Source organism: Grimontia sp. AD028 (assembly GCF_000973155.1).
Classification (GTDB): Bacteria; Pseudomonadota; Gammaproteobacteria; order Enterobacterales; family Vibrionaceae; genus Enterovibrio; species Enterovibrio indicus.
In genome coordinates, this window is the sequence record NZ_LASY01000004.1 from 62,571 (window position 1) to 76,209 (window position 13,639).

The following is a 13,639-nucleotide window of genomic DNA, read 5'->3' on the forward strand; positions in this document are numbered from 1 at the left end:
TACAACAACCCTTTAAATCGTATTAAGCTTCGTGTTTTTTCTTATAGTCGCTTACTGCTGCTTTGATAGCATCTTCCGCGAGGATTGAGCAGTGAACCTTCACAGGAGGAAGTTCCAGCTCTTCTGCAATTTCAGCATTCTTGATAGCTGCTGCTTCGTCCAAAGACTTGCCTTTCACCCACTCAGTGACCAGTGAACTTGACGCAATCGCTGAACCACAGCCGTAGGTTTTGAACTTCGCATCTTCAATGATGCCTTGCTCATTTACCTTGATTTGCAGTTTCATCACGTCACCACACGCTGGTGCGCCAACCATGCCGCTACCTACGTTTGGATCGTTTTTGTCAAAAGCACCCACGTTACGTGGATTTTCATAATGATCGATTACTTTTTCGCTGTAAGCCATGATCTTATCCTCAAAACCCTGAGACCGCTTAGTGGTGTGCCCACTCAACAGTGCTTAAATCAATACCTTCTTTGTACATGTCCCACAGTGGCGACATTTCGCGCAGCTTGGTGACCGCTTTGCGTACTTGCTCAACCGCGTAGTCTACTTCTTCTTCAGTAGTAAAACGGCCAAACGAGAAGCGGATAGAGCTGTGTGCCAGTTCGTCATCCAGACCCAGCGCACGAAGTACATACGAAGGTTCCAGGCTTGCAGATGTACATGCAGAGCCGGAAGAAACCGCTAAATCTTTCAATGCCATCAACAGTGATTCACCTTCAACGAAAGCAAAGCTCACGTTCAGGTTTGACGCGACGCGCTGCTCAAGGTCGCCGTTTACATAAACCGCTTCCAGATCTTTTACGCCATCGTAGAAGCGATTACGCAGTGCCAGCGAGTGCGCCATGTCTTGCTCAAGTTCTTCTTTCGCAATACGGAACGCTTCACCCATACCCACGATTTGGTGAGTTGGCAATGTACCAGAGCGGAAACCGCGCTCATGACCACCACCGTGCATTTGAGCTTCGAGGCGAATACGTGGCTTACGACGAACGTACAGAGCGCCGATACCTTTCGGGCCGTATGCCTTGTGTGCGCTCATTGAAATCAGGTCAACTTTGATTTCCTGAGTGTCCAACGGCAATTTACCGATAGATTGCGCCGCATCAACGTGGAAGACCACCTTGCGTTCACGACATAGTTCGCCGATCGCTGCAATGTCTTGAACCACGCCAATTTCGTTGTTCACGTGCATGATAGAAACAAGGATGGTGTCTTCGCGGATGGCGTCGGCCAGCTTGTTTAGATCGACGATACCGTTTGATTCGGGCTCGAGGTAAGTCACTTCAAAACCTTCACGCTCCAGCTGACGGCATGGGTCCAGTACAGCTTTGTGCTCAGTTTTGCAGGTGATGATGTGCTTGCCTTTCTTACCGTAGAAATGCGCTACACCTTTAATTGCCAGGTTGTCAGATTCTGTTGCACCAGAAGTGAACACGATCTCACGTGGGTCCGCGTTTAGGTAGTTGGCGATGTTTTCACGGGCAGTATCCACTGCCTCTTCCGCCTGCCAGCCGAAACGGTGCGAACGGGATGCAGGGTTACCAAAACAACCGTCAAGGGTCAGGTACTGCATCATCTTTTCAGCAACACGCGGATCCACTGGGCATGTCGCTGAATAGTCAAAATAGATTGGCAATTTCATTTGTGTCTCCAAGTACTCCGGCACTACTAATTACGAGCGAAAATTCACACCCAAAGTGGTGGCTGGCTTTTCACTGCCACTGGAGTTTAAACCATGTCTAACAATTGTTGAGGACTCAAGTGAGGAGTCCTGACGATCCGCGACATGCTTGACTTCGTTGTCTTGCATGAGTTCGCCGAGCGTAATGTCATTTAAAAAGCTGCTGATACGGGAGCTAAGGTCACGCCATAGCGTGTGCGTCAGACAGCGTGTTCCGCCTTGGCAATCGCCTTTGCCTTGACACTTGGTCGCATCGACCGATTCATCAACAGCGGCAATCACCATGCCGACTGCAATTTCATTTGCATTCACCCCGAGTCGATAACCGCCACCTGGACCACGTACACTGGAAACCAGGCCTGCTTTACGAAGGCGAGAGAAAAGTTGCTCCAGATATGACAGAGAGATCCCTTGACGCTCTGAAATATCAGCTAGAGGCACAGGCCCCATCTCGGAGTGCAGCGCGACATCGAGCATCGCAGTAACGGCATATCTGCCTTTCGAAGTCAGTCTCATAACATCCTACCTGTGAGCGAGTAATGCACTGAGTCTGACATACCCGACTAAAAGGGTCAAGTATTTAACCTACTAATTTAGTCAGGCTTTTAGCCGCAATTTTAAAGCGGTTATTTTTGCTTCTCTTTGTTGTGTTTTTCAACCGAAGAGAGCACACCACGAAGAATATTCAGTTCCTGACTTTCTGGTCTTGCGCGGTTAAACAAACGACGCAGTTTAGTCATCACCATGCCCGGGTGGGATTTATTGATGAAGCCAGTGGTATCCAGAACCTGTTCAAGGTGAGCGTAAAAACGCTCCAAGTCTTCAGCCAGCGGGTAAGGCTGCTCTTTCACTTCCCCTTTGTATGCCTGACTGTCCAGCCAAGCCATTCGTGCTTCGTAGCAAAGGGTTTGCACCGCCATGGCAAGGTTCAGCGAGCTATATTCCGGGTTAGCAGGAATAGCCACGTGAAAATGACATGCCTGAAGTTCTTCATTTGTCAGACCCGTACGCTCACGACCAAACACGAATGCCACAGGATATTGGACCGCTTCTTCAATGGCTTTCACGCCGCATTCGCGGGAATCCAGCATTGGCCATTCCAGTGAACGGTTACGGGCACTGGTTCCAATCACAAGACCACAATCAGCAACCGCTTCTTCCACGGTATCAACGATACGCGCGTTGTTAGCAATATCACTGGCTCCGGCAGCAAGCGCTATCGCCTGCCCATCGACCTGACAATCAGGCGCGACCAACACCATATGTTTCAGCCCCATCACTTTCATTGCCCGAGCAGCAGATCCGATGTTGCCTGAATGTGTGGTGCCTACCAGCACGATTCGAATATTTTCTAACATTTCGCTATCACTGATTTACTTTGAGGAAGAAAAGCCGCCGGATTCTAACACAGCAGCTTTTGTTTTACCCTTTTTACAGCCCGTCATATAAGACGAGCGAACAAAAAATAACCGCTTCCCTTTTGGTTCAGCTCTGATATACTCGCCGCCGCTTTCCGTTCTTTAACATCCGTTGGGAAATTCGTATGCATCCTATGCTAAATATTGCCATTCGCGCAGCGCGAAAGGCAGGCGACTTTATCGCTAAATCTGCTGAGAACTCTGATAACGTTGAAACGACTCAGAAAGGTTCTAATGACTTTGTCACTAACATCGACAAAGCAGCTGAGCAAATCATTATCGACGTAATCAAGAAGTCTTACCCTGAGCACAACATCGTGACTGAAGAAGCCGGTGTGGTTGCAGGTAAAGACACTGATTACCAATGGATCATCGACCCACTGGATGGCACCACTAACTTCGTTAAAAACTTCCCACACTTCTCTGTGTCTATTGCTCTGCGCATTAAAGGCCGTACTGAAGTAGCGTGTGTTTACGATCCAATCCGTAACGAGCTTTTCTCTGCTCAGCGTGGCGCAGGTGCGCAGTTGAACAGCAAGCGTATCCGTGTAGGCGTTGCGAAAGATCTTAACGGCACCGTTCTGGCAACTGGCTTCCCGTTCAAAGCAAAGCAACACTCAGAAGGCTTCATCAAAGTTGTTAGCGCACTGTTTGTAGACTGTGCTGACTTCCGCCGCACTGGTTCTGCCGCTCTTGACCTGTGTTATGTAGCTGCTGGCCGCGTAGATGGTTTCTTCGAGCTGGGCCTGAAACCTTGGGATATCGCTGCAGGTGAACTGATTGCCCGTGAAGCTGGTGCAATTTGTACTGACTTCGCTGGCGGTACTGACTACGTTCAATCTGGCAACATCGTGACTGCGAATCCTAAAGTACTGAAAGGTATTTTGGCGAAAATTCGCGACAACGCGAATGAAGCGATGAAAAAATAAGATTCGTTAGAATCAATAAAACGGCGTCCCTCGGGACGCCGTTTTTGTTTGTTGGCTGCGTAGTTTAAGCCGTTAGAACCATATATCTAGTGCTATTGCTCTTCCTAGGACCTGCTTTTCCTAGGCCCCAGGACCTCAAATAAAAACGGAGCCAATCGGCTCCGTTTTTTGTTAAGGCATACTGTCGAATTCTTCGCCTTCTTTTTCCACCGGTGGCGGTGGAAGCAGGTGCTCGCGGGTAATACCCAGTTTGAGCGCCAGCGCAGATGCCACGTAAATAGACGAGTAAGTACCGATTGTGATACCAATCAGCAATGCTGTCGCAAAGCCGTGGATCATGGCACCGCCTTGAAGGAAGAGCGCGATAACCACGAACAACGTCGTACCCGACGTAATCAAGGTACGGCTCAGTGTCTGCGACACAGACGCGTTCACGATTTCGTCGGCATCGCCCTTACGCATCTTGCGGAAGTTCTCACGGATACGGTCGTATACAACGATGGTATCGTTGAGTGAGTAACCAACAACGGTCAGCAATGCTGCGACAATGGTGAGGTCAACTTCAATCTGCAGGAACGAGAAGATACCCAGCGTGATAATCACGTCGTGTGCGAGAGAAACCACTGCACCCGCAGCCAGACGCCATTCGAATCGCAAAGAGACATACAGCAGAATACAGATCAGCGATACCAGTATCGCCAGACCACCCGCTTCTGTCAGTTCGTCACCCACGTTAGGGCCAACGAACTCGATACGGCGCATTTCTACTGCCTGACCCGTGCCTTCTTTAATAGCATCCAGGATCTGGTTACCCAGTAATTCACCTTGCGCATCTTCGCGTGGACGAAGGCGAACCATCACGTCACGTGCAGTACCGAAGTTCTGAACAATCGCATCACCAAAGCCTTTTGCTTCCAGTGACTCACGAATCAGTGGCAGGTTTGCTGGTTGCTCAAAACCCACTTCAATCAGTGTACCGCCAGTGAAGTCCAAGCCCCAGTTCAGCCATTTGGTAGACAGGCTGAAAATAGAAGCCGCAATCATGACAACCGACAGGAAAAATGCCGGCTTCGACCAACGCATAAAGTCGATGCTAAAGTCAGGCCTTAATAGTTGAAACATCTTAATGCCTCCTTAAATCGACAGCTTGTTAATGCGCTTACCGCCGTACACCAGGTTAACCAGACAACGGGTACCGATAATTGCAGTAAACATAGACGTCAGAATACCGATCGACAGTGTCACAGCGAAGCCTTTCACCGCGCCTGTACCCACAGCAAACAGAATGATTGCAGTGATCAGTGTGGTGATGTTCGCATCGGCAATGGTGCTGAATGCGTTCGCATAGCCCTGATGGATCGCCTGCTGAGGATTACGCCCTTCATTGAGCTCCTCACGGATACGCTCAAAGATAAGGACGTTGGCATCAACCGCCATACCCACTGTCAGAACGATACCTGCGATACCTGGCAAGGTCATTGTCGCCCCAGGAATCATCGACATCACACCGATAATCAGGATGATGTTTGCCGCCAGCGCACAGTTCGCAAAAAGACCGAATCGACGGTAGTAAACCAGCGTGAACAGCATGACCGCCAGCAGACCCCAGATACAGGCTTTGATACCCATATCGATGTTCTGTTGACCCATTGATGGACCAATGGTGCGCTCTTCAACAATGGAGATTGGCGCGATCAAAGCACCTGCGCGCAGCAGCAGTGCAAGGTTATGCGCTTCTGCCTGGGAGTCGATACCCGTGATACGGAAGTTACGGCCAAGTGCGGTCTGAATCGTCGCTTGGTTGATCACTTCCTCATGCTTAGAAAGAATCACCTTGCCATTTTCATCGCGCTTACCACTGTCTTTGTATTCTGCAAACACGGTGGCCATCAGCTTGCCGACATTGTTCTTACTGAACGCTGCCATTTTGCTGCCGCCGTCGCTATCCAGCGAGATATTTACCTGCGGACGGCTGTATTCGTCGAAGCTTGAGCTCGCATCAGTGATGCTTGAACCGCCCAGAATCACACGTTTTTTCAGCACAACCGGACGACCGTCACGGGTGTATTTGATTTCGCTGCCCGGTGGTACACGGCCTGCGGCCGCAGCAGCTAGATCGGCGCTGTCATCCACTTCACGGAATTCCAAGGTTGCAGTTGCACCCAAGATTTCTTTCGCACGTGCCGTGTCCTGAACACCCGGTAACTCAACCACGATGCGGCTTGCACCTTGGCGTTGCACCAGTGGCTCAGCAACCCCCAGCTCGTTAACACGGTTACGCAGGATAGTAATGTTCTGCTCAACGGCGTAGTTACGGATTTCCTGAAGACGTTCTTCAGTGAACTTCGCAGAAACGGCAAAACGGGCACTATCGGTGGTGAACACCATATCTGGGTGTAGTCTAGCGAGTTCACTTTCTGCAGCATCCATGTCCGCTTCATTACGCAGCATCACTTCAATGTTGTCCTCACCACCCACGCGGATACCGCGGTAACGGATTTTGGCTTCACGAAGTTCAGTACGGAAGGTGTCTTCCTGCTGGGTAAGCAGTTTTTCCATTGCCGCGTCCATGTCCACTTCCATCAGGAAATGCACACCACCACGGAGATCCAGACCCAGTTTCATTGGGTTAGCACCAATGGCTTCCAGCCAATCAGGCGTTGCAGGAGCAAGGTTAAGCGCAACAATCAGACCGTCTTCTTTCAGTTCGCTGTTTAGAACGTCACGAGCTTCAATCTGATTATCAGTGTCGGAGAAACGAACCAGTACAGTGCCGTTTTCTAGCGCAATGGATTTATAAGAGATTTTATCTTTTTCGAGGGAAGATTTGACGGTGTCCAGTGTGGAGAGATCAACCGAGGCGCCACGCGCCCCGGTGATTTGAACCGCTGGATCTTCACCGTAAATATTGGGAAGTGCATAAAGGGCGCCGACAAAAATGACCAACACCACCATAATGTACTTCCACAAAGGATAACGGTTTAGCACTGCTAGGATCCTTTATGGCTATGGGGTTACAGCGACTGAATGGTGCCTTTTGGCAGAACTGCAGTCACAAAATCCTTTTTGATGGTCACTTCGTTGTTGTCGCTCAGTGCGATAACGATGAAGTCGTTGTCATCAGAAATCTTAGTAATTTTACCCACCAGGCCGCCACCGGTCAGAACTTCATCGCCCTTGCCCATTGATGCCATCAGGTTCTTGTGCTCTTTCACACGTTTCGCCTGTGGACGGTAAATCATGAAGTAGAAAATAACGGCAAACAGGCCAAGCATGATAAATAGCTGCATACCGCCGCCTTGTGGTGCGCCTTCTGCTGCTGCATGAGCTTGAGAAATAAACATTCAGTAACGTCCTCGTATCAATATGAACATTTTCTAGATTTTCGCCCCACCGAAAGCACTCTTTTGGCGAAGCGAGAATTCTTAGTCTTCTTTCAGCGGTGGCACTTCACGGCCACGGCGTTCGTAGAATTCCTTAACAAAGGTCTCTAATCTACCTTCGTCAATAGCGTTACGCAAACTCTCCATCAGACGCTGGTAGTAACGCAGGTTGTGGATGGTGTTAAGGCGAGCGCCCAGAATTTCGTTACAGCGATCAAGATGATGCAGATACGCCTTGCTGTAGTTGCGGCAAGTGTAACAGTCGCACTCTGGATCCAGTGCAGTTGTGTCACTTTTATGCTTCGCATTACGGATCTTGATCACACCGCCAGTGACAAACAGGTGGCCGTTACGCGCGTTACGCGTTGGCATGACACAGTCGAACATGTCGATACCACGGCGAACACCTTCCACCAAATCTTCCGGTTTACCTACGCCCATCAGGTAACGTGGCTTATCTTCCGGCAGTTTTGGACAGGTATGTTCCAGAACGCGATGCATGTCTTCTTTTGGCTCACCCACCGCCAGACCACCGACCGCATAACCATCAAAACCAATGTTGGTCAGGCCTTCGACTGACACATCGCGCAGGTCTTCATAGACAGACCCTTGAACGATGCCAAACAGTGCATTTTTGTTGCCCATTTTGTCGAAATGGTTGCGGCTACGCTGTGCCCAACGCAGGCTCATTTCCATCGACTTCTTCGCTTCTTCGTGTGTCGCTGGGTATGGCGTACATTCGTCGAAGATCATCACGATGTCAGAACCCAGATCGTATTGGATTTCCATCGACTTCTCTGCGTCCATGAAAATCTTGTCACCATTCACTGGGTTACGGAAATGAACACCTTCTTCAGTGATTTTGCGCATTGCACCCAGGCTGAATACCTGGAAACCGCCTGAATCGGTCAGGATAGGCCCCTGCCAGTTCATGAAATCGTGCAGGTCACCATGGGCACGCATCACTTCCTGACCTGGGCGTAGCCACAGGTGGAAAGTGTTACCCAGTAGAATTTGTGCACCGGTATCTGCCACTTCTTCCGGCGTCATCCCTTTTACGGTGCCGTAAGTACCCACAGGCATAAATGCCGGGGTTTCAACAGTGCCGCGTTCAAAAACTAGACGACCACGACGCGCGCGGCCTTCTTTCTTAATCAGTTCGTATTTCACGATACCTCCGAAATGCCAGAGAAACAGTCTGGCGCTAATGTGCCTGTCGCACAGAGACAAAACTGGCTGTCGCAAAATTGCTGACAGCCAGTTGAATTTGGAGTCACCCCATCACAAATAGCGATGAGGTGTAAATTATACCTCAGTCTGGCGGGTAACAAACATCGCATCTCCGTAACTGAAGAAACGATATTCATTGTTCACGGCTTCTTTGTAGGCATTCATCACGTGGTCATAACCTGCAAAAGAAGAAACCAGCATGATCAGCGTCGATTCCGGTAGGTGAAAGTTCGTGACCAATGCGTCCACCAGCCGCCACTCGTAACCCGGATAGATGAAAATCTGGGTATCGTTGAAGAAAGGCTTCAATTCAGTGCCTTCATTCTTTGAATGCTGAGCTGCACTTTCCAGTGAACGGACTGACGTTGTGCCTACTGCAATCACGCGGTTACCGCGCGCTTTGGTTGCCAGAACTGCATCTACCACTTCTTGTGGCACTTCAGCATATTCAGAGTGCATCACGTGATCATTGATGTCATCGACACGCACCGGTTGGAAAGTACCGGCGCCAACGTGAAGAGTCACAAATGCTGTTTCTACGCCTTTCTCTTTGAGTGCAGCAAGGATGCTTTCATCAAAGTGCAGACCTGCTGTCGGCGCTGCGACTGCCCCCGGTTTTTCGTTGTAAACCGTTTGGTATCGTTCTTTGTCAGACTCTTCATCAGGACGATCGATATAAGGCGGCAACGGCATGTGGCCAACCTGATTTAAGATATCAAGTACAGCTTGCTCTCCGCTGAAGTGAATTTCAAAAAGCGCATCATGACGGGCAACCATCTCCGCTTCAAACTCGTCGTTCTCACCCAGAAACAACTGTGTACCCGGCTTGGGCGGTTTAGATGCTCGGACATGTGCAAGGATCGACTTTTCATCCAACATACGCTCCACCAGCACTTCAATCTTGCCACCGGACGCTTTGCGGCCATAAACGCGCGCGGGGATCACCCGGGTGTTGTTGAACACCATCAAGTCACCTGGCTCAACAAGATCAAGAATGTCAGTGAATTGCTTATGACTCAGCTCACCGGTATTGCCGTTCAGTTGCAGCAAACGGCTCGCAGTGCGATCGGGTTGCGGATAGCGCGCGATCAGCGAGTCGGGAAGGTCAAAATGAAAATCGGATACTTGCATCGAAAAAGCCCCATTCTACAGCAGCCCGCTAGTATAGGCTGCTGTGCTGCAATATCAAGCAGGATGGGGCTTGCCCGCTGCAATTCCAGCGGGCAAATTGTGAGGAGTTATGACAGTCGGCGGCGGAAAGTCAGAAACCCTAATGAGAGCAATGATAGCCAAGCGAAAGAGCCGCCGCCTCCTCCTGAGTTCAAAATAGCAGGAGAGAAGCTATTGCAGCTTCCCACCTGACAGCTACTCACCCAGCTTGAGTAGTTAGATACTTGCGTAAATACGTCCGGCAACCGATTTATTGGGCAATTTTGGCTACTTGTTTTAACGCCAAAGCTCACCACGCCAACAAGTTTTGAGGTGCCATTGTCAATCCAAACCAAAGGACCACCAGAGTCTCCATTACACGCAGTAATAGAGCTCTGTTCAGCACAAAGGTAATTGTTTTCATAACTAGCAATGGCAAACAAGTTCAAATCAGTCTCAGCGGCCCATTGACTGGCACATGTGCTATCAGAAACGGCAGAAAGCGTGGCTTTTTGCAAAATATCAGTGCTTTGGGTGCCAAATACGTTCGTAAATCCCCACCCTGTTAACTGAAGGTCTTGGTTATTGTTCCCGGCGTTGCTATCCAAAGCAGATTGATCAACAAGTGTCGCCAGAGAAATGCTGGATGCATTAGCGTTGATATCCGAACTAAGTTGAAGCAAGGCAATATCATTAGAGAAGTTGTCTTTGTTGTAGTCCCTGTGGGCAAATGTGGCTGAAACACCAGAACGGAAATTATTGAAGTCTGCGCCATCAATAACGGCGGTGCCTGTGTAAACAGAGACTTCACTAGCTGGAGCAAGGGAGTACGCATCGTTTTCATCAGCAAGGTCGAGACAGTGCGCTGCCGTTAACACCCAGCGGGAGCCGATAACGATGCCTCCACAAAATGCGGTTCCGCCTGAACGTCTGATCGTGACAGCCGCCTGCCAGGGCGCTTCGGAAATCGTGGCATCTTGCCCACCAACAATTCGGGGACTGACAGCATTCTCTGCATTGCTTGATGGAGCAAACGCACTTGTCAGCATCGCAACCGCGACAACATACTTCTTACTAAACATATTCCTTTGCCAACCCATAATTCCTAGACTTTGAAAAACCGTATCTTAATCAGTCTGGCTGGCAAAGGAATCAGTAGCGGGTATGTCAGAAAAGTCTCGCTCTTACACCATCTCTTCATCCTTGAGACAATGAAGGTAAGATCCTATTATTCCAATCAAATACCTTATAGAAAATCCGGTCAGGGCAAAAAAAATTGCAAACAAGCCAATCCCACCACCCCCACCGGATCCCTGCACTACAGTCGAAGACCGGCTCGCACAACTCCCACTTTGGCAGTTGGAAATCCAACTGATGTAAGTAGCAACCTGGGTAAAAACGTCTGGAACCGTCGGGGACGCGCACTGCGAAGCCACACCGAAGCTCACCAAGCCTATCAGGGTTGCGCCGCCATCTGCATCACCAGCGCGGGAAGGGTCGTACCAAATTAGTGGGCCGCCTGAGTCTCCATTACAAGCACCCACACCGCTTGCCTGAGCACAGAAGTACTTAGATTGGTAATCAGACACATCAGTCAAGGTTGTGCCCCAAGCAGAAGCGCAACTGGCATCTGTCAGTGCAGAAAGCGTGGCTTTTTGTAGTGTTGTGGTCGATTGGCTTCGTCCGGTGTCCGTATAACCCCACCCGGTTAGCTGCATATCATTGTTGTTGAGGTTTCCCGTTGCATCGACGGCAGCTTGTACCGTGTCATTGGGCAACACCATGGTTGAGGCATTGGGATGAACATCCGAGGAAAGTTTTACCAGGGCAATATCGTTTTGCAGTGTGTCTTTGTCGTAGCTACTGTTGGCATAGATAGATTCAACGGAAGATTGAAAAGACGAAAAATTTGCCCCGTTGATCTCCGCTGTGCCCGTGTAGACGGAAACTGAGTTGGCGGACGCCAAAGAAAAAGGATCATCATCGTCGGCAGTATCAAGGCAATGCGCCGCGGTCAAAATCCAGCGGGAAGAGATCACCACCCCGCCACAAAAAGCGTTACCAATTCTGATAAATGCCTGCCAGGGAGCATCGCTGATGGAAGCATCTGTCCCACCAACAACATTAGGAGACGGCTCTGCGGCCTGCCCTAAAAATGAAGAGAAAAATAAGGATAGTATTGCGAGTTTCATGCGCATTATCATCGCCCCTAAAAACAAAAAAGTGTTGTTTGGCGCCGCTGCGCCCCGGTGCGTTGCTACTGCTTGAAACAACCTTGGCGTCATTCAGAATTTCCGGATGGAAGTTTGAATGTCGTCACCTAAAGTCCCTGCCTTTTTAGCTACATTCGAGATATAGCCTTACTAATTATAGGTATTTCTGGAGGCAGAATGTTTACCGTTAATGACATGATGAGTTCCGACCCCATCACACTCTCTTCTAAGGATAAGATATCTGACGCAAAGTGCCTGATGGATTCCCGCCGTATTCGCCACGTTCCTATCGTCAGTGCTTCCGGAAAATTGGAAGGACTGGTCACTCAGCGTGACGTCCTCGCTGCTCAAACATCCAGTCTGGAAAAAGCTGTTGGTGATAACGACCCCATGCAAGCGCCTTTGTCGCGATTCCTCAAGCGTTCTTTATATACGGTGTCACCGTGTGCCGGGCTCAAAGAGGCTGCACTATATATGCAGAAACGTAAGATTGGCTGCTTGCCTGTCGTTGAGGACGACAAACTGGTCGGTATTATCACCGACAGCGATTTCGTCGCCATCGCCATCAACCTGCTCGAGATCCAGGAAGAAACAGAGCCGATGGAAGAAGAGGAAGAACTGGTCCGATAGCGACAAACACGTGCCACTTGAGATAGGCTAAGTTTTCCGTTTCAAGGAAAGGTCCAAAGGGCGCGTGAATTATCTGGCGCATTTACATATAGCCAAGCACTGCAACAGCCAGTTGATGGGAAACCTGATGGCAGATTTTGTTCGCGGAAAACCCGACGGTAAATTTCTGCCAGAAACCACGAAAGCCATCTATCTTCACCGGTTTGTGGACCGCTACATCGACAGCCATGAGGCCATCAAGCCCTGCCGCGCGCTCTTTCCCAAACACCTTTACCGATTCAGTGCGATTGCTCTCGATATGTTCTGGGATCATGCGCTCGTCCATCATTGGGATGCCTTCAATGACGTCCGTTTCGATGAGTTTATCGCCCGCGCCGAGACAGACTGCCGCACCGCGACTCAGCAAGAACCCAATCCGCTACCGGAGAGGTATCTTTTTCTCTCAGATAAAATGTGGCGCGAAGGCTGGATCCCTTCTTACGAGGACATCAACACCCTACCCTTTGCTTTAAAACGAATGTCAGCCCGAACCCCTCGGATGGGCCCGCTGGCTGAAACGGCAGAGACCTTAGTTGCTCACCGACAAAGATTGTTGGATGCCTTTCCCTCTATATATAAAGATGTGCTCAGCGCTGCTCGCGATTTTAACCACCAGCCTTAACTCTAAGTAGTCTCAAATCACAGGCACAAAAAAAGCGACCCGAAGGTCGCTCAAAGCGTGGATATGGGGCAGTAAACCCCTGGGCTCTTCGGCCCATGAACAGCTAAGGACTTTGCATGTTATATACCCAAACGACCTGGATATGCTTCATTCAGATGTCATCAATGCGTTCAATTCGAGGCAAATTCCACGAGGAATAGTCATTCTATTTCCGTGGCATTTAACGAAGAAGTGGGCGCATTGATGGCCTCCCTTCGGGCGAGTTGACTGACGCCGTGCTCTTTGTTGTTCCTTTTTGATGGAGGTGACTACACCTGCAAAGGAACGCCGCGATCACA

General features: G+C 49.8%; 14 protein-coding genes. 3 read left to right on the forward strand and 11 right to left on the reverse strand.

Going from position 1 to position 13,639, the window contains the following annotated elements:
• Positions 1–22: 22 nt before the first annotated feature.
• The 4 genes from iscU to trmJ all read right to left on the reverse strand — a co-directional run bounded on the left by iscU (position 23) and on the right by trmJ (position 3,046).
• Entirely contained in the window at positions 23–406 is a 384-nt protein-coding gene (iscU, locus tag RN22_RS01100) for a Fe-S cluster assembly scaffold IscU (RefSeq protein ID WP_002536937.1), read from the reverse strand.
• Positions 407–434: 28 nt separating this feature from the next.
• Entirely contained in the window at positions 435–1,649 is a 1,215-nt protein-coding gene (locus RN22_RS01105; RefSeq protein WP_002536935.1) for an IscS subfamily cysteine desulfurase, read from the reverse strand.
• Between the two features lie 30 nt (positions 1,650–1,679).
• Positions 1,680–2,204 carry a Fe-S cluster assembly transcriptional regulator IscR gene (iscR, locus tag RN22_RS01110; RefSeq protein WP_002536934.1) on the reverse strand — a complete coding sequence of 175 codons (525 nt, stop codon included), beginning with the start codon at positions 2,202–2,204 and terminating at the stop codon, positions 1,680–1,682.
• Positions 2,205–2,314: 110 nt separating this feature from the next.
• The gene (trmJ, locus tag RN22_RS01115; protein WP_046302746.1) at positions 2,315–3,046 is read right to left on the reverse strand and encodes a tRNA (cytosine(32)/uridine(32)-2'-O)-methyltransferase TrmJ; all 732 of its coding nucleotides are present in this window, start codon (positions 3,044–3,046) and stop codon (positions 2,315–2,317) included.
• A gap of 185 nt (positions 3,047–3,231) precedes the next feature.
• On the opposite strand from trmJ, the gene suhB reads away from it, so the two are divergent.
• A complete protein-coding gene (gene suhB, locus RN22_RS01120) occupies positions 3,232–4,035 on the forward strand; it encodes an inositol-1-monophosphatase (RefSeq protein ID WP_002536929.1) in 804 nt (267 codons plus the stop codon).
• A 171-nt stretch (positions 4,036–4,206) separates the two neighbouring features.
• On the opposite strand, the gene secF is transcribed toward suhB, so the two are convergent.
• The 7 genes from secF to RN22_RS01155 all read right to left on the reverse strand — a co-directional run bounded on the left by secF (position 4,207) and on the right by RN22_RS01155 (position 11,995).
• Positions 4,207–5,157 carry a protein translocase subunit SecF gene (secF, locus tag RN22_RS01125; RefSeq protein ID WP_002536928.1) on the reverse strand — a complete coding sequence of 317 codons (951 nt, stop codon included), beginning with the start codon at positions 5,155–5,157 and terminating at the stop codon, positions 4,207–4,209.
• A 12-nt stretch (positions 5,158–5,169) separates the two neighbouring features.
• On the reverse strand, positions 5,170–7,023 hold the full coding sequence (secD, locus tag RN22_RS01130) for a protein translocase subunit SecD (RefSeq protein ID WP_046302747.1): 1,854 nt from the start codon (positions 7,021–7,023) through the stop codon (positions 5,170–5,172).
• A 26-nt stretch (positions 7,024–7,049) separates the two neighbouring features.
• Positions 7,050–7,379, reverse strand: a complete 330-nt coding sequence (yajC, locus tag RN22_RS01135) for a preprotein translocase subunit YajC (RefSeq protein ID WP_002536925.1) — start codon at positions 7,377–7,379, stop codon at positions 7,050–7,052.
• An 81-nt stretch (positions 7,380–7,460) separates the two neighbouring features.
• On the reverse strand, positions 7,461–8,588 hold the full coding sequence (gene tgt, locus RN22_RS01140; protein ID WP_002536923.1) for a tRNA guanosine(34) transglycosylase Tgt: 1,128 nt from the start codon (positions 8,586–8,588) through the stop codon (positions 7,461–7,463).
• A gap of 135 nt (positions 8,589–8,723) precedes the next feature.
• Positions 8,724–9,779, reverse strand: coding sequence for a tRNA preQ1(34) S-adenosylmethionine ribosyltransferase-isomerase QueA (gene queA / locus RN22_RS01145; RefSeq protein ID WP_046302748.1), 1,056 nt, complete (start codon positions 9,777–9,779; stop codon positions 8,724–8,726).
• 107 nt (positions 9,780–9,886) lie between these two features.
• On the reverse strand, positions 9,887–10,879 hold the full coding sequence (locus RN22_RS01150) for a trypsin-like serine protease (RefSeq protein ID WP_231590821.1): 993 nt from the start codon (positions 10,877–10,879) through the stop codon (positions 9,887–9,889).
• Positions 10,880–10,981: 102 nt separating this feature from the next.
• On the reverse strand, positions 10,982–11,995 hold the full coding sequence (locus tag RN22_RS01155; RefSeq protein WP_046302755.1) for a serine protease: 1,014 nt from the start codon (positions 11,993–11,995) through the stop codon (positions 10,982–10,984).
• Positions 11,996–12,187: 192 nt separating this feature from the next.
• Here RN22_RS01155 and RN22_RS01160 point away from each other — a divergent pair, with 192 nt between their 5' ends.
• Together RN22_RS01160 and RN22_RS01165 are read left to right on the forward strand one after the other, a co-directional pair.
• Positions 12,188–12,640, forward strand: coding sequence for a CBS domain-containing protein (locus tag RN22_RS01160; protein ID WP_046302749.1), 453 nt, complete (start codon positions 12,188–12,190; stop codon positions 12,638–12,640).
• A gap of 127 nt (positions 12,641–12,767) precedes the next feature.
• Positions 12,768–13,301 carry an ACP phosphodiesterase gene (locus tag RN22_RS01165; RefSeq protein WP_231590822.1) on the forward strand — a complete coding sequence of 178 codons (534 nt, stop codon included), beginning with the start codon at positions 12,768–12,770 and terminating at the stop codon, positions 13,299–13,301.
• Positions 13,302–13,639: the final 338 nt, after the last annotated feature.

Coding starts and splice junctions, on each gene's coding strand:
- secF (WP_002536928.1), bottom strand. CDS start 5,157: ATGTTTCAACTATTAAGGCCTGACTTTAGCATCGACTTTATGCGTTGG.
- queA (WP_046302748.1), bottom strand. CDS start 9,779: ATGCAAGTATCCGATTTTCATTTTGACCTTCCCGACTCGCTGATCGCG.
- RN22_RS01105 (WP_002536935.1), bottom strand. CDS start 1,649: ATGAAATTGCCAATCTATTTTGACTATTCAGCGACATGCCCAGTGGAT.
- RN22_RS01165 (WP_231590822.1), top strand. CDS start 12,768: ATGGCAGATTTTGTTCGCGGAAAACCCGACGGTAAATTTCTGCCAGAA.
- RN22_RS01160 (WP_046302749.1), top strand. CDS start 12,188: ATGTTTACCGTTAATGACATGATGAGTTCCGACCCCATCACACTCTCT.
- yajC (WP_002536925.1), bottom strand. CDS start 7,379: ATGTTTATTTCTCAAGCTCATGCAGCAGCAGAAGGCGCACCACAAGGC.
- suhB (WP_002536929.1), top strand. CDS start 3,232: ATGCATCCTATGCTAAATATTGCCATTCGCGCAGCGCGAAAGGCAGGC.
- RN22_RS01155 (WP_046302755.1), bottom strand. CDS start 11,995: ATGCGCATGAAACTCGCAATACTATCCTTATTTTTCTCTTCATTTTTA.
- RN22_RS01150 (WP_231590821.1), bottom strand. CDS start 10,879: ATGTTTAGTAAGAAGTATGTTGTCGCGGTTGCGATGCTGACAAGTGCG.
- trmJ (WP_046302746.1), bottom strand. CDS start 3,046: ATGTTAGAAAATATTCGAATCGTGCTGGTAGGCACCACACATTCAGGC.
- iscU (WP_002536937.1), bottom strand. CDS start 406: ATGGCTTACAGCGAAAAAGTAATCGATCATTATGAAAATCCACGTAAC.
- iscR (WP_002536934.1), bottom strand. CDS start 2,204: ATGAGACTGACTTCGAAAGGCAGATATGCCGTTACTGCGATGCTCGAT.